This is a genomic window from Rhodopirellula sp. P2, assembly GCF_028768465.1.
In the GTDB taxonomy this organism is placed as follows: Bacteria; Planctomycetota; Planctomycetia; order Pirellulales; family Pirellulaceae; genus Rhodopirellula.
On the sequence record NZ_CP118225.1, the window covers coordinates 1,783,858 to 1,799,951 of the forward strand.

Here is a 16,094-nt window from a genome sequence, read left to right on the forward strand (position 1 = left end):
CGGCTGCCGTCGCTCCGCGACTGGTAGCGCGTGTCCGGGCGATCGAACAACCGCGGAGCGGCGACAGGTGAGATGGGGGAGATTGAAAAGGTAAAATTGTAAATTGACAAATCCGGGCGGTTGGGCCGGTGCCGGGACGCGAATCGGAGGAGCATTCGACGGCAATGATCGCCCCGGACGGGGCCGGCGTTCTTCGCTCGGGGTGGAAGCCCCGAGATTGCTGGGGCGTTGATCGTTCGGCGGGTTGGTTCAGCTGAAGTCGGGGAGGCGAACCAATTCGCCACCTTTCATGGCCGATTGATGGGCGCACAAACCGGTGCACGTCCAGTTGGCTGCGGTCGGTGCGTTGGGCCACGGATCGCGATCTTCTTTCACGGCGGAAACGAATTCGTGCACCATGTGTGGGTGTGATCCGCCATGGCCGCCGCCTTGCACGAACGACAGGTGGTCAGCGTCGTGGATTTCAGCAGGCAGCGTGAAGCGTTGGATCGGCTCAGGCAAGAGGTGAGCGAAGTCAGGGATCTCAATCTTTTCTGGGATCTCGTTTTCGGGTTTCTTCGCGGTGTGAAGGACGTGAGGTTCGTTTTCGACGAGCGTCCACTCGAAGCTGCGTTTGGTTCCGTAAACATCGAAGCTCTCACGGTATTGCCGAGCAACGTCGTAGAGAAATCGCCAGATGTGAGCGGTGATGTCGCTGTCTTTCAGTTTGATGTGACAGCTTTCCACGGCGAAGGGGCTGCCTGACTTCTTGGCGATGTCTTCCCGGACGGTGCCGGAGCCGAAGCAACTGACCGATTCTGCGATCGCGTTTGTCAGGCCCAAGCAAGGGCTGACGACGTGGGTGGCGTAATGCATCGGGATCATCTCTTCCCAGTAGCTTGGCCAGCCGTCCATGTCTTGCGGGTGCGAAGCAGCGAGGTGTTGGATCTTTCCCAGTTCGCCTTTCTCGTACATGTCCTTGATGAACAGGAATTCCCGGCTGTAGACGACCGTTTCGGCCATCATGTATTTCAAGCCGGTCTCTTTGACCTTCTCGCAGATTTGTTGGCACTCTTCGATGGTCGTTGCCATCGGGACCGTGCACATCACATGCTTGCCGGCATCGAGAGCCTTCAGCGACATCCAGGCGTGGTCCGCGATCGGGCTGTTGATGTGAACGCACTGAACTTCCGGGTCGGCCAACACCGCGTCGTAGTCGGTGTAGCGGCGATCGATGCCAAACTGATCGCCGGCCTTGTTCAGCTCCGTTTCGTTGCGTCGGCAAATTGCCACGACGTCAGCGTCCGGGTGAGCTTGATAGATCGAAATGAACTCCGACCCGAAGCCCAAGCCGACCATTGCCATCTTCACTTTGCCATCACTCATCGAATGTGGTGTCCTTTGCCATCGAATTGATCTAGGGGAGTTGAATTCGAAGGTCAGTATAAAGGGATGTCCCTGGGGTTCGGTGTGAAATGAGGAAACGCGGTTGTGATATTTAACGTTTTCTAGCTGCTCTGTTTCGGGAAGAAGGCAGCGGATTGGGTCAGCATTCGCTGATGTTGACGGCCAAGCCGCCACGGGAGGTTTCTTTGTAGCGGGCGGACATGTCCGCGCCGGTTCGCTTCATGACGCGGATCACACGATCCAGGGAGACAAAGTGTTTGCCATCGCCACGCAGGGCGAGTCGGCTGGCGTTGATCGCCTTCACCGCTCCCATGGCATTGCGTTCGATGCAGGGGACTTGGACGAGTCCTTTGATCGGATCGCAGGTCAGTCCAAGGTTGTGTTCCATGCCAATCTCGGCGGCTTCTTCGACTTGGTGTGGTGTTCCGCCGAGTGCATCGGTGAGGGCTCCTGCGGCCATCGAGCACGCCACGCCCACTTCGCCTTGGCAGCCCACTTCTGCTCCCGAGATCGAAGCGTTGCGTTTGTAGAGCGATCCAATCACGGCGGCGGTCAGAAGGAAGCGTTCAATCGTTTCGTCGGTGACATCCGGGCAGAACCGCTGGAGGTAATGCAGCACCGCGGGGATGATTCCCGCTGCCCCGTTGGTTGGTGCGGTGACGACGCGTCCGCCTGCCGCGTTCTCTTCGTTGACTGCCAGCGCATACAGGTCGACCCAGTCCAGGACGCACAGTGCGTCTCGGTCCATTGGGGCGCTGCGCTGCGTCAGGGATTGGAACAGAGCCGGGGCGCGTCGTTCCACCTCCAAACCGCCGGGCAAGATACCTTCGGTGTGGCAGCCCTTTTTGACGCACTCCTGCATCACGGTCCAGATCCGCTGAAGTCCCGCTCGGATTTCTTCTTGGGATCGGAACGTCAGCTCATTTCTCAGGGCCAATTCGTTGATTGAGATTTGGTGTTGTTCGCAGAGTTGCAGGACTTCGTTCGCGGACGTGAAAGGGTAGGGCACTTCGGAGGAGCACTTTTCTTGTACGCCGCCTGTTTGTCCTTCGCGATGGATGAAGCCGCCGCCAATCGAGAGGAATGTGGCTTCGATCGCTGGTGTTTGGGGGGCGTCGTCCGTGAAGGCTGAGAAACGCATCGTGTTGGGATGCATGCCTTTGACCGCTCGTCGGTGCATGACCAGGTCGGTGGATTCGCAGAAATGAATGGGGTGGTTGCCCTGGAGTGCGAGTTGTTTGGATTCGCGAATGGAGGCGAGTTTCGATGTCACCGTGCTGGTGTCGATTTGGTCGGGAGTTTCGCCTTGCATTCCCATCAGCAACGCGACATCGGTTTGGTGTCCCAGTCCGGTCAGGGCCAGCGAGCCGTAGAGGTCGATTTGGATCCGCGAGACGTGTTGCAGCAGGCTGTTTTCTTGCAGTTCTTTTAGGAACGCTTCTGCCGCACGCATCGGCCCCACCGAGTGAGAGCTGGACGGCCCAATCCCGATTTTGAACAGGTCGAAGACGCCAAAGTATGGGATCAAGGTTTCGGCGGGCTTGGCGGGGTGGCTCACGAGGCTGCGTTTCCTGTTCGAAGATTGCGGTCGGATCGCACCAGGGCAGGGAAATCAAGCGAAGCGGGCATGAAAAAAGCCCCGTCAGAACCAGGTTCTGACGGGGCCATTTCGGTTGAGCGGAGGACACGGGATTCGAACCCGCAGCCCCTTACGGGGTACCTCAGTTCCAGTGAGGCCGCTCGCCAATTCGCTTATCCTCCGTAGCGGTTCAATAGTTTGGTTGATCCGCTTGTTTTTGGCAACCGTGCCTGATCAGGCGAGTTTTGCACCTGAAATCAGTTTGAGGAAGCCTTCGTTGTCGTCGAACCGGCCCAACTGCTTGGTCAGTTGTTCCATCGCATCGACGGGGTGCATTTCGCTGAGCGTTCGTCGCAGCATGGAGACCGTTTCGTAGGTTTCTTCGTCCAGCAGCAATTCTTCGCGGCGGGTGCCGGACTGTGAAATGTCAATCGCGGGATAGACGCGGCGGTCGGCCAGGCGTCGATCCAGGATGACTTCCATGTTCCCGGTTCCTTTGAACTCTTGGAAGATCGCGTCATCCATTCGAGAGTTCGTGTCGACCAGGCAGGTGCCCACGATGGTGAGGGACCCGCCTTCTTGGAACGCACGTGCGGTTGCGAACAGTTTCTTCGGAATGTCCATGGCTCGGATGTCCAAGCCGCCCGTGCCGGTGGCGCCGCCGCGACCGGATTTGCCAACCCATTTGTTGAACGCACGGGCCAGGCGGGTGATCGAGTCGAGCATCAAGAAGACGTCTTGTCCCATTTCGGCCAAGCGTTTCGCACGATCGATGACCAATTGGCTGAGTCGAACGTGGCTTTCGATGTCCATGTCCAAGCTGCTGGCGATGACTTCACCGCCTCGAATGCTCCGACGCATGTCGGTGACTTCCTCGGGGCGTTCGTCGATCAACAGCACCATCATCGTCAATTCGGGGTGGTTGGTCGAAATGCCTTCGGCGATGTGTTGCAGCATGATCGTTTTCCCGCTGCGTGGCGGTGCGACGATCAAGGCACGTTGGCCTTTGCCCAGGGGAGCCAACAAGTCGATGACTCGGTTGGTGAGGGGCATTTTGCCGTGTTCGAGCTTGAGGGGTTGCTCGGGGTTGATTGCCGTCAGATCGTCGAATTTGGCGACATCGAGGTAGGCCTCCGGCGACATGCCATCGACATCCAGGATTTCCCGAACGCGGGGACCTTGTTGTCGCTTGGCTTGCTGGACCATGGTTTTGAGCATCAGGCCTTGCCGGAGCCCAAACTTTTCGATCATTGTGCCGGGCACAAATGGATCGGTGCGTTCCCGTGAATAGTTGTTCTTGGGGCTGCGAAGAAAGCCGTAGCCATTGGGGTGCAGCTCCAGGATGCCATCCCACTCTTCGAGCGGTGCGTCGCTTACGAAATCGGCTGGTTCGCCATTGTTGCCACCACCGCCGTTTCCGCCTCCACCGCCGCCACTACCGCGGCGTCGACGTCGCGAACGTGATTTTCCACCACCGCCAGCATTGGCGCCCCCGCCCTGGCCGCCTTGGCCTTGGCCCTGACTACCATTTTGGGAACCAAAACCACCTCGACCACGCGGGGCACGTTTTTTCTTCGCCATCTGTTATTCCTGTTGCCATTCACCAGAATCCCGGAGGATCAACTTGGTTTGTCACGCTTGGAAAGATCGAAATCGACCCGAACCATGAGACGTAAGTCCATGGTGGCATCCAAGCACCAACTCGCTTTGGCAACCAATCAAGAGTAACCGCGTTTGAAATACGAGGTCTGATGCGTCGAAGGTTGCGGTAACACCAACAACGCGACCGTTGGACATTGCTTGTGAGTCAAACTGCTTGAAGATCAAACTGCGTTTGAGCCAAACTCATCGCGACAGGCAATTCCTTGCCGTGGGGGAGATTCCCGTTGGACGAGTCCATGACCCGTCGTGAAACAATACCGACCAAGGCGATTCAAAATGAACCTAACACTCGGTTAAATTCACTTTAAGCCCGTCTGCGGATGGCGACCCAATGGTCGTAACTCAGTTGCACGAGGGGTTACCTGAACCACAGTGAAAACACCACAGCACGGGAAAAACCGGCCTCGCACCACATCAAGTCATTGGGGGGCCTGAGGAAAGGGGAACATTTGCGACATCAGCGTTTCGATGCCTGTTCCACCCATCTTTCGAAGGAACTATAGGCGGAACTGAGCCGGTGTCAAGTGAGTTTCACCTCGCTACCACGATCTGGGGGCAAGAACCGCACGTTTCCGCAGGAAAACGGACACCCGTGGGACAACGGGCATTGGACAAGCCGACTCGTTTTTCGTCCGTTCGCACTTTTCAACGCCCCCTTCGCACTCTCCACCGCCTGGCAGCGTAGTGCTGTGGACTGACTGAGGCAGATGGGTATCTTCGACTGAATCGGATGCCAAGGTTGGTTGCTTGGCGTTGCTGCTCGAACCCACTCTTCAAGTCGTCCTTCTACGTTAGTTTCGATGATCGAACCGAATGCACCCACTGAAATTCCGTCTGATCTCATGCAATCAGAATCGGCGAAGCAGCAACAGCAACTGACCGAGCGAATCGCTCACGTCAGCGGGCCCTTCCGAGAGATCGTGTTGCAGATCAACCATGTGTTGGTGGGGCAGAGCCATCTCGTCGATCGAATGCTGATCGGTTTGCTCACCGGTGGCCACTTGTTGATCGAGGGGGTTCCCGGGCTGGCGAAAACCACCGCGGTGGCAAGTTTGGCCAAGGCGATCAACACCGGGTTCCAGCGTTTGCAGTTCACACCGGATTTGTTGCCCGCTGACTTGATCGGGACCCAGGTTTACCGGCCCCAGGATCAAACGTTTGTGGTTCAAAAAGGGCCGATCTTTTCGAACCTGGTTCTCGCCGATGAGATCAACCGGGCGCCTGCGAAAGTGCAGAGCGCGTTGTTGGAGGCGATGCAAGAACACCAGGTCACGATTGGCAGTGAAACGTTTCCTTTGCCTGAGCCGTTCCTGGTGATGGCGACGCAGAACCCCGTGGAGCAAGAGGGAACGTACGCGTTGCCGGAGGCTCAGACGGACCGTTTCATGTTGAAGGTCATCGTCGACTATCCCAACCGCGAAGAGGAGTTGCAGATTCTTCGACGGATGGGGAAAACCGGGACCAAGTTGGAGGTCTCAGCGGTGGCTTCGCCGGAGGACATCTTGGCGGCACGTGAGTTGATCGATGAGATTCACTTGGACGAAAAGGTGGAGGGATACATTGTGGATCTGGTGATGGCGACCCGCCGCCCCGAAGCCTACGGGTTGCAGTTGGACGGGCTGATCCAGTTTGGTGGTTCGCCACGCGCCACCATCAATTTGACACTCGCAGCCAGGGCGGCGGCGTTCTTGGCGGGGCGAGCGTATGTGCTTCCCACCGACGTGCGTTCGATCGCTTTGGATGTCTTGCGGCATCGGGTGATGATCACTTACGAAGCCGAAGCGGAAGACCTGACCAGTGAATCCATTGTGCAGAAAATCCTCGATCACATTCCGGCACCGTAAACGATGACTCCCAGCGAAATCCTTCGCAAGATTCGTCGAATTCAAATTCGAACCAGCCACCGTGTCGACGAAATGTTGGCGGGGACTTGGCATTCGGCCTTCCAAGGACGAGGCATCGAATTTGAAGAGGTTCGCCCCTACCAAGTCGGCGACGATGTCCGCACGATCGATTGGAATGTGACGGCACGGCAAGACGCTCCCTTTGTCAAACTGTTTCGTGAGGAACGCGAATTGGCGGTGATGTTGATCGTCGATTGTTCAGCGTCCTTGGATTTTGGAACGCAGTCGCAAACCAAACGCGAATTGGTGACGGAATTGGGGGCGACGCTCGCCATGTCGGCGATCAAGAACAATGACCGGGTTGGTCTGACGTTGTTCAGTGAGCGCGTGGAAAAGAGTTTTCCGCCTCGCCAGGGATCACGTCACGTGTTGCGATTGATTCGCGAATTGTTGACTCATCCATCCAGTGATGCCGGGACCGATGTGGGCTCAGCGCTCGATCACCTGCAACGGACGGCGAAGCGACGAACCGTGGTGTTTTTGATCAGTGATTTTCAATCGAAAGATTATGAGAAGTCGCTTCGCGTGGCGGCTCGCAAACATGACATCATTCCGGTGGTGGTCACCGATGAGCGTGAAATGAAATTGCCCGCGGTGGGTTTGGTGCCGCTGCGTGACAATGAAACCGGAAGCGTTCGTTGGGTCGACACCTCCAGTCGCAAGCACCGCCAGCGATACGAGCAGATGGTTCAGTTGCAAGCCGAACGGCGCGACGCTCTGTTTCGGCGTTACCGCATGGAACCCTTGCATTTGCAAACCGGAGAAGACCTCGGCGAACCCCTGCGTCGTTACTTCCACGGACGGGAGAATCGCCGATGAGGAATGAAAGCCAAGCACGTCGAATTGGGTGGGCGATGAACGGGATGCGAATGTTCGGGGTCTGGGCCGCCATTTTGTTCAGCGTTGTCACGGCGCCGTCGGTGAATGCTGATCCGATTGTTCAACGTCAAACCGATGGCCCGATGGAATTCAGCCTTCGTGTGTCCGACTCGGAAACGCTGGTCGCGGAACCGTTGCAAGTGGAACTCGAAGTCATCGTGCCAGGCGATTTGCAAGTCGTGCTGCCGGACTTCATGGACTCTTTGGGGGACTGGGAGATCGTCGCGAAAGAGATTCGCGAGGATTTGCCCCACGCGAGTGCAGCGGGTACCGATTCGCGTCGATGGTGGGTGCGGTTGACGCTGGAAAGTCTGCAAACCGGCGAGGTCAAAATTCCCAGCGTCGAGGTTCAAACTCTACCCAGGCAATCCGAGAACCAATCCGACGAGATCGGCATCGATTGGGAGAAGGCCGGCTCGCTCGCAACGCAACCGATCGCGATCCACATGCGAAGCGTGCTCTCTGAATCCGCGGACCCGATGAAACCAGAACCGATCGCCGAAATGATTTCGTTGCCAACCCAGACGACTCCTTCAAGTTCGTGGATGCCCACCGTCGTGGTTGGTTTGGTTGGGGTGTTGATCGCGGGAGCAGTTGTGTTGTTTCGAATGCGATCTCGCGGTGGGATCTCGGACGCGGTTTGGGCGCGGCGACGCTTGGCGGACCTGCGGACGCAGTGGCAAAAACAGAAGCTCACCCCGGATGAGTGCAGTCGGCAGCTATCAGGGATCTTTCGTGATCGGATCGGCTCGATGATGGGACGCGAATCGACGGTCACATCGGAAGACGCCTTGGCTTGTTTGCAGGAATCCGAACCAGCGGTTTCGGAGAACCTGCGAGCAATGCTCACCCGCGCGGACGAAGTTGCTTTTGCTGGGATCTCAGCCAACTCCGCGGAAGTGGACGCTTGGTTGGACGTGGCGAATGATTGGATGGGCCAGTTGGACACGTTGCAAACCCGACTCTCGCAAGAGGCGACCGCATGAACTTTGCATGGCCTCATGCGTTTTGGTTGCTAGCCTTTCTTCCACTGATGGCGTGGTGGATGTGGCGTCGTCGGGGCATTGCCACTGTTCCGTTCAGTTCGGTCGCCGCGGTGGATGAGCTTCCGCCCAGTTTGCGCCAGCGATGGATGTGGTTGCCCAAAACGCTCACGCTGCTTGCTTTCGCATTGTTGGTGGTTGCTTTGGCAAGGCCACGCGAAGGCCGAGAGCAAACGGTTTCGGAAACCGAAGGGATCGCGATCGAAATGGTGATCGACCGCAGTGGCAGCATGCAAGCGATGGACTTTGAAATCGACGGTGAGCCCGTGGATCGCTTGACCGCGGTGAAAAACGTGGCCAGCAAGTTCATCACCGGTGGCGCGGACCTCGAAGGTCGCTTCAATGACTTGGTCGGACTGATCACGTTCGCGGCTTACGCCGACGCGGAGACCCCACCGACGCTGGATCATTCGTTCGTCGTGTCTCGGTTGAACCAAACTCAAATCGTCAATCGCCGAGACGAGGACGGGACCGCGATTGGGGATGCGATTGCCCTGTCTGTTGAGAAGTTGAATGCGTTGGACGCCCGCCAGAAACGCAAGGTGAAGAGCAAGATCTTGATCTTGTTGACCGATGGCGAGAACACGGCGGGGCAACTCGATCCAGTCCAGGCCGCGGAGCTGGCCGAGACGATGGGCATCAAGATTTACGCGATTGGCGTGGGTACGAAGGGCAAGGCCCCCGTGCCCGTTCGCGATCCGTTCACCGGTCGCCAGCGACTGCGTTACATGGAGGTGAACATCGATGAAGCGACATTGCAAAAGGTGGCGGAACTCACCGAGGGCAAGTACTTCCGAGCCACCGACACGGACTCACTCGACGCGATTTATCGGGAGATCGACCAGTTGGAAAAAACGGAAGTTGAAACACGTCAATACGTCAGTTATCGAGAACTCGCAGTTCAATCTTGGCATTGGGGAACGATCACGATTCCACCGGTGATCGCAATGGCGCTGGTGGTTTTGATCGTTCGCTCGCTGCTGGAACATCTGTGGCTCAAGGAGTTGGTGTGAACACGTCGGAAATTCAGTGGGGCAACCCAGAAGCACTTGCGTGGTTGATTGTCGTGCTCGGCGTTGCACTGGTGATCGCCTACGCTGGCGTCATGCGGCGGATCGCTTGGCGGCGGTTTCTGGGGACGAGTCTGTCGAACTCGTCGGTCAATCCAGCGCAGTGGAATCGGCCTGTCCGGGCGGTCTGCGTGATCGGTTCCTTGGCGATGCTTGTCATCGCGATGTCCGATTTGCGTTGGGGCAAGGCCTGGGAAGAAGTCCCGCAACGCGGAATCGAGGCGGTGTTCGTGTTGGATGTCTCTCGCAGCATGTTGGCCGAAGACGTCTCTCCCAACCGATTGGAACGAGCCAAGCAGCAGATCAAAGACATGGTCGATGAGATGCCCGGCGACCGAGTTGGATTGGTCGTGTTCGCTGGTGAGACTCGGCAGACGCTGCCGTTGACTCGTCACGTCGAGGATTTCAAGCAGACTTTGGAATCGGTTGGCATGCACTCGGTGCGTCGTGGCGGGTCGCGATTGGGGGATGCCATTCGGGTCGCGTCCGATGCGTTTTTGGACAAGACCACCGACCACAAAGCGATGGTGATTTTGACGGACGGCGAGGACCAAGAAAGCGATCCTGTTGCGGAAGCGAAGCGGGCCTACGAAGAGCAGGGCATTCGCATCTTCACGATTGGATTGGGTGACATGACCGAAGGCTCGCGGATTCCTGACGTGGATCCGGAGTTGCCAAGCCGGCAGAGCGGTCGCTATGTGAAGCACAAAGGGCAAACGGTGATTTCGAAAATGAACGGAGCCATTTTGAAGGAGGTCGCCACGCAATCCGATGGGGCTTACATCCCCGCGGGGACCAAGCGAGTGGACATGTCCGAAGTCGTGCATGGGTACATTGAGAACGTGGATGAAACGGATTTGCAAACTGCCAAAATCAACACGTACATCCCTCGGTTTCAGTGGTTCTTGATTCCGGCCATGGCGTTGCTTGGGTTGGAAGTGTTGCTTCGCGGGTGGCCCTCGACGCGGTCGCTGCCTGGGTTGCGACAGGCTGCGAAGGGGGTGTTGGTTCTTCTGCTCGGGACGCTGAGCGGGGTGGGGTCGGTTCATGCTCAGGATGGCTCGATGTCTCCCGTTGAAGGGACATCGGTGGTCGATCGAGCTGGCCGTGAACAATTCAACGAAGGCGTGACGCTGTATGAGTCGCAAGAACTCCAGGCAGCGGAGGAATGCTTTGCGGAAACGGCGACTTCGCCGGACACGTTGCTGGCTCTGCGGGCTCGGTACAACCTCGGCAATTGCCAGTACGCTCGAGCGATGGCGGGAATGCAAACCGAACCTGCCGCCGCGGAAGAATCGTTGCTCGCGGCGATTGAGAGCTTTCGGTCGGCGATCCGAGTGGCTCGATCGGACGTTGCGATTGATGCGTCAAGCAGCGAGTTGACCGGTGAGGAATCCGCCCGTGATGTGGTCCGGCGGGCTCGTACGAATTTGGAATTGGCACTTCGGCTGAAGCAGGAAATGGATCAACAGCAGGAGGACCAATCCGCGCAGTCCGAAGACCAGTCTTCCGAAGATGAATCCAAGCCTTCCGAAGAGGATTCCTCTGAAGAACAGCAGGATCAAAACGGAGAAGACCAATCGGCCTCGGGGGACCAGAACGAAAGCGAATCCGAGAACGACGGTGGCGAATCGCAGGGAGATGATTCGCAGTCTTCTTCTGACGGCGAGCAGCAGGATGGGGAGCAACAGGACGGTGAGGAAGGTTCGGAAGAGGAGACGCCGCAAGACGGCGCGAATCAACAAGATGGTTCGGACCAGTCGAGCCAGCCCAATCGTTCAGATCCATCAGACGGTTCGGACGAGGGGGAACAGGCTGCGGATGAGTCCAATGACGGGGCGGCTCCGGAGGGCCAGTTGCAATCTCAGTCAGAAGACTCGGACGAGACGCACGGCGAAGATGGGCAGGCGGGGGCAATGGCTCAACAGGCCATGCTGCAATCGATGACACGCGAGGAGGCTCTCAAAATGCTGCAAGCCGTTCGCGATCGCGACATGCTGCGGCGATTTGGAAAGGAACAACGGGAACGCTCACGTCAGATTCCAGTGGAAAGAGATTGGTGAGGTCGATCATGTCATCCAAAACAACAGCGAACTTGAAGGGACGTTTGGGAATTCCAAGATGCCAACTGCTATTTGCGTTGGTTTTCTGTGGAGTGTTTGTCAGCGTGGCCGAAGCACAGGCGGCCGATGTCTCGGCGAAGTTGTCGTCCCAGGAGGCTTACGTCGGGGCCGCGTTGACGTTGCAAGTTCAAATTGCGAACGCGCAGAAGTATGAACTCCCCGAATTGCCGCAGATCGATGGCGTGGAGATTGTTCGGGAGGGTGTGCCTCAGCAAAGCCGGCAAGTCACAGTCATCAATGGACAGATGATCCAAAAGCAGAGCGTGACGTTTCTGTACCGAGTGACGCCGAAGGTAGCGGGATCGTTCGAGATTCCATCCATGAATATTCGGGCAGATGGGGAGGTGTTTCAAACGGAACCCATGACGTTCGTGGCAACGGTGAGCGAAACCGGTGACTTGTTGTTCGTCGAAATCGAAGGCGACAAGTCGCATGTGTATGTCGGGGAGCCGATTCCGTTGACGTTGAAGATTTGGCTGCGCCCTTATCGTTTGGTCGAGCAAGAGGCGACGCTCTCTGACGGCGATATGTGGGCGATGATTGCTCCTCAAACGGAGTGGGGTGAATTCACCAAGGCGATGGAGGAAATGGCGGGGCGAAATCAACGTCCCGGAGGCCGATCGGTTCTGCGAGAGGATCAAAACGGGGAATCCCGCGAATACTATTTGTATGAGATCGATGCGGAGATCTATCCCAAGAAGCCGGGGGAAGTGGACGCTGGCGGCGTCGAAGTTGTCGTCAACTATCCCACTGAGATCGGACCGGTCGCTCGACGAGATCCGTTTGGCATGGGATCGCGGTTCTCGCAAATGTTTGATGACGACTTCTTTCGGTCTCCGTTTGAACGAGAACGACTTGCGGTTCTAAAGTCTCGGCCAATTCGAGACCAGGCTGAGATTGATTCGATCGAGGTTCGTCCCATTCCGAGCGAAGGGCGGCCGGTTGGGTACAACGGCGCGGTTGGCAAGTACACGATTGTCACGCAGGCCACGCCGCAGTCGGTCGAAGCCGGCGACCCTGTCAAACTCAAGATTGGCATCACAGGAGATGGCCCCATGGATTTGGTGCGATGTCCCAAGTTGTCGACGCTGCCAGAGTTGACGGCTGATTTCAAAGTCTCTGACCAACCGTTGCCTGGGTTTGTTCAAGACAACATGAAGGTGTTCGCGCCGACGATTCGTCCCAAGCATGAAGGTGTGACTGAAATTCCGCCGATCGAGTTTCATTTCTTCAACCCGGAAACGGAATCGTTCGAAGTCGCCCGAAGCAAGCCGATTCCTTTGCGAGTGCGAGCGTCGGAAACGCTTCTGTTGAATTCCATCGTTTCCAATGGCGATCGTTCAGGTGATCAAGACTCCGCGCACGGGGCAGGGCAGGGCGGTCAGGACGCGAAGGATTCCTGGGCGGCTTCGCTCTGGGAAATTCATACGTCCTCAGACGCTCTTGAGAATGTTCCGGTCCGGAAATCTCTTTCGAGTTGGTGGTTGCTGACCGTGTGGCCGGGTTTGGTTTGGCTTGGTTTGGTTGTTTGGCAGAGTCGCGGTCGCTGGATCGCTTGGTTGCCAGAGTGGAAGTCACCCGCCCAAAAAGCCGTGCTCGCAATGCAACAAGCGGACGACGAGTTCGCGATTGGGCAGGCCATGGCGATGTATTTGCACCGACAGTTTGGAAGCGATGAAGAATCCTCGAGTTGGTTGTCTGGGGTCGGTGGAGTGAGAGCAGCGGGCGGGTATGGATTGGCCGCGGAAGTGGAATCTTTCTTGGATCGTTGCCAACGGGAAGAGCCCGCCATCCCTTCGGAGTCAACAACCTCAATGGAGGACTTGCGTTCTCGCGGCGTGGCATTGATCGAGCAGTTGGAAAGCTTTCGGCAGCAACAGCGACCTTCGCGAAAGTTCCAGGCGAAACCCATTTCTACTTTGCAGTCACACAGTGTTGCGAGGATCTTGGCGTGGGTGCTGGCGGGAGCGTCCTTCGTGTCGGCGGGCAATGCCTTGGCAAGCGAATCGGTGGAAGGCATGGCACTGGATCAGCCATCCATGGCGGTGTTGTTCCAAGAGGCCAACCAGGCCTACGAACGCGGGATGCAGAGGCTCGAACAGTCTGAATCCGATGCCGCACCCAAGAATGATTCGGCCGGCAAGGGTGATTCGGGGCAGGCGGCTGCCAAGGAGGAATTTTCACTGGCGGCCACTCGCTATCAAACGCTGGTTGATGCCGGAGTGGAGAACCCGCAGTTGTATGCAAACTTGGGCAACGCTTGTCTGCAGTCCGGCCAAATCGGAAGAGCGACTGTGGCCTATGAACGAGCGCTGAAGTGGGATCCGGAAAACGATTCCATTCGCACCCGTTTGTGGTTGGCTCAAGGTCAAGTCAAGGAGTCAGGCGATCTCGATGAGTCATGGAAGCAGCAAGCACAGCGAGCGATTGCGCCGGTGTTGTTCCGTTATTGGGGGGCGAGTCATCTGCGGTGGAGCGTCGTTGTTTTCGCGTTGGTCTTCTGGGCCATTTTGATCTTGCTTCGGCTCCGAGCATTGGCACCCGAAACACGTCGCATGGCTCGTTCGGCCGCGTCTTTTATCGCGGTGCTGGCTGTGTTCGGCGGCGTCATGTGGTGGCTGGCAATCACCGGGGTTTCGAAAGAATCCACTGGTTACATTGTCGTCGATCAGCTCACCGTTCGGACCGGCGATGCGGAGTCCTTCCCAGCACTTGTGGAGTGGAGCGAGGCGGATGGTCGAGCAGTCGAGATCGCTCAATCACGAGGCGATTGGGTTCTCATTCGCACCCCGTCCGCGACAGGTTGGGTTCCTGCGAATTACATTGAAAGCGTGTGAGTGGGGTTTGGTTCGAGGACGGTCCAAGAGGCATCAATGGCTCGTCCTTTTTGACTTGAGAGAAGTGGCGTCGAAATTTCGATGGATCGAGAAAGAGGGCATTTGGCTGCCTAGCTATGTGAGCCGCGCTGAGGTGACTTCGTCGAGCTACGAGCATGAGACTCCGGTCCACCTCATGCAATACACCGATTGCTGGATCACTTGGTTTGCGGTGGAGACTGAGAAGCCGCTTTCTGAGACGCCGTTTTTCGATCCTGAAAAGTTGTCGACGATGGAGCAATTGAAGGAGCTTCTCGATCCAGTGAAGTCGATGGTGGACTCGGAGGAGCGTGGGCTCCAAAACACATCGAACTGATGCTCATCCGTGCCAGTGAGGTGCTTCGGCCCTTGCCGTGATCGCGTCCTGATTTCACACGGCGAACAACGCCAAGGGTGGGTTCGGTACACTGAAGGAAATGATTTTGTTTCTTTGTAGGCGGGGTGGTCCGAATGTCGTCCGAGCGTTTTCGTTTTGGTGTCGCTGTTGTTGTCGCTTTGGCTTTGAATTTGGGGGCCGCGAGTACTCGCTTGTTCGCTGAAGAGCCCGAAACATTGTTCTTCGATGGATTCGAGGGGAAAGTGGACGCTCGATGGAACCCGCTGAGGCCTGATCCCGATCGTGTCTCGCTCACTAGCCATCCTGGCAAACTCACGTTGAAAACGCATTTCGGTGGCATCGGTGGAGACTTCCGCACGCGGCGAATGCCCTTGACCAGGAACCTGTACTTGGTGCCCAACCCAGTCGAAGGCGACGATGATTTCGTGGTCACGACTTGTGTCGAGTCCTTTCGTCCGCTCAATAAGTATCAGCAAGCGGGTTTGATGATCTATGACGATGACGACAACTATCTCAAATTCGATTTTGAAAACAGCGGAGCGGAGGCTGGTTTCAAGCACATGCGAGAGAAGGACACGTATCGTCTCGTTGATACCGACGAATTCATGGTGCCCGCCGATAAGATTTGGTTCCGTTTGATCAAGCGTGGGAATGTCTACGAGCGGGCCTTCAGCACCGATGGGGAAGAATACAAGGTCATCGGCGAGGCGGTGTGGGGCGATGGTAGCCCGCAACAGCTTGGGATTGTGGCTTGCAACGGACCACTGGAAGACAACGAAATCGATGCCCAGTTTGACTTCTTCCAAATTCGCAAGCTGACAGCCAAGGAACGGCAAAACCCTGTTTATTTGCAACGCCAGAAACTCGCCGGTGCCTGGGAGGTGGTGACAACAAAAGTGAATGGTGAAGATTTAGCTGAAGGACCGATCACGGAGTTCGAGTTTGATGGCGGCAACGTTTCATTTGTCACTCAAGGGGAACTGACCGAAGTCGATTACACGCTGAACGTCGAATCGGATCCGAAAGGACTCACGCTGTCCTCCTTGACGAGAAGTGCGCAAGAACCTGTCAACGGAATCTACTCCGTTGACGATGATCAACTGATCCTGTGTTTGTCATTGCCGCCTGGCGCACCCGCGCCGAAGAAACTGGAAACGCTCGAGAACGACGGGCACATTTTGCTGACCCTGCAACGCTCCCGCTAAAAAGGTGTCAGGTACCTTTTTGGAAGAATG

The 16,094-nt window shown here is 56.9% G+C and carries 11 protein-coding genes and 1 tRNA gene; 8 read left to right on the forward strand and 4 right to left on the reverse strand.

Features of this window, described 5'->3' with window-relative positions; genetic code table 11:
* Nucleotides 1-249 precede the first annotated feature (249 nt).
* The 4 genes from PSR62_RS06185 to rho all read right to left on the reverse strand — a co-directional run bounded on the left by PSR62_RS06185 (nucleotide 250) and on the right by rho (nucleotide 4,546).
* The gene (locus tag PSR62_RS06185) at nucleotides 250-1,365 is read right to left on the reverse strand and encodes a Gfo/Idh/MocA family protein (protein ID WP_274406942.1); all 1,116 of its coding nucleotides are present in this window, start codon (nucleotides 1,363-1,365) and stop codon (nucleotides 250-252) included.
* A 160-nt stretch (nucleotides 1,366-1,525) separates the two neighbouring features.
* A complete protein-coding gene (locus PSR62_RS06190; RefSeq protein ID WP_274406943.1) occupies nucleotides 1,526-2,944 on the reverse strand; it encodes an L-serine ammonia-lyase in 1,419 nt (472 codons plus the stop codon).
* Between the two features lie 120 nt (nucleotides 2,945-3,064).
* Nucleotides 3,065-3,147, reverse strand: a tRNA-Ser gene (locus tag PSR62_RS06195).
* 52 nt (nucleotides 3,148-3,199) lie between these two features.
* The gene (gene rho / locus PSR62_RS06200) at nucleotides 3,200-4,546 is read right to left on the reverse strand and encodes a transcription termination factor Rho (protein WP_274406944.1); all 1,347 of its coding nucleotides are present in this window, start codon (nucleotides 4,544-4,546) and stop codon (nucleotides 3,200-3,202) included.
* Between the two features lie 923 nt (nucleotides 4,547-5,469).
* Between rho and PSR62_RS06205 the strand changes: the two genes are divergently transcribed.
* From PSR62_RS06205 to PSR62_RS06240, 8 genes are all read left to right on the forward strand, one after another.
* On the forward strand, nucleotides 5,470-6,471 hold the full coding sequence (locus PSR62_RS06205) for an AAA family ATPase (protein WP_274406945.1): 1,002 nt from the start codon (nucleotides 5,470-5,472) through the stop codon (nucleotides 6,469-6,471).
* A gap of 3 nt (nucleotides 6,472-6,474) precedes the next feature.
* Nucleotides 6,475-7,350 (forward strand): DUF58 domain-containing protein, encoded by an 876-nt coding sequence (locus PSR62_RS06210; protein ID WP_274406946.1) that lies wholly within the window; start codon nucleotides 6,475-6,477, stop codon nucleotides 7,348-7,350.
* Between the two features lie 35 nt (nucleotides 7,351-7,385).
* Complete coding sequence (locus tag PSR62_RS06215; RefSeq protein ID WP_274406947.1) at nucleotides 7,386-8,396, forward strand: hypothetical protein; 1,011 nt, start codon at nucleotides 7,386-7,388, stop codon at nucleotides 8,394-8,396.
* Complete coding sequence (locus PSR62_RS06220; protein ID WP_274406948.1) at nucleotides 8,393-9,466, forward strand: vWA domain-containing protein; 1,074 nt, start codon at nucleotides 8,393-8,395, stop codon at nucleotides 9,464-9,466. Before PSR62_RS06215 ends, PSR62_RS06220 begins: the two co-directional genes overlap by 4 nt.
* A complete protein-coding gene (locus PSR62_RS06225) occupies nucleotides 9,463-11,586 on the forward strand; it encodes a VWA domain-containing protein (RefSeq protein ID WP_274406949.1) in 2,124 nt (707 codons plus the stop codon). The genes PSR62_RS06220 and PSR62_RS06225 overlap by 4 nt, the downstream gene beginning before the upstream one ends.
* A gap of 8 nt (nucleotides 11,587-11,594) precedes the next feature.
* Nucleotides 11,595-14,483: a BatD family protein gene (locus tag PSR62_RS06230; protein ID WP_274406950.1), complete on the forward strand. Its 2,889-nt coding sequence runs from the start codon at nucleotides 11,595-11,597 to the stop codon at nucleotides 14,481-14,483.
* Between the two features lie 175 nt (nucleotides 14,484-14,658).
* Nucleotides 14,659-14,838 (forward strand): hypothetical protein, encoded by a 180-nt coding sequence (locus tag PSR62_RS06235; RefSeq protein ID WP_274406951.1) that lies wholly within the window; start codon nucleotides 14,659-14,661, stop codon nucleotides 14,836-14,838.
* 134 nt (nucleotides 14,839-14,972) lie between these two features.
* Entirely contained in the window at nucleotides 14,973-16,064 is a 1,092-nt protein-coding gene (locus PSR62_RS06240) for a DUF1349 domain-containing protein (protein WP_274406952.1), read from the forward strand.
* Nucleotides 16,065-16,094: the final 30 nt, after the last annotated feature.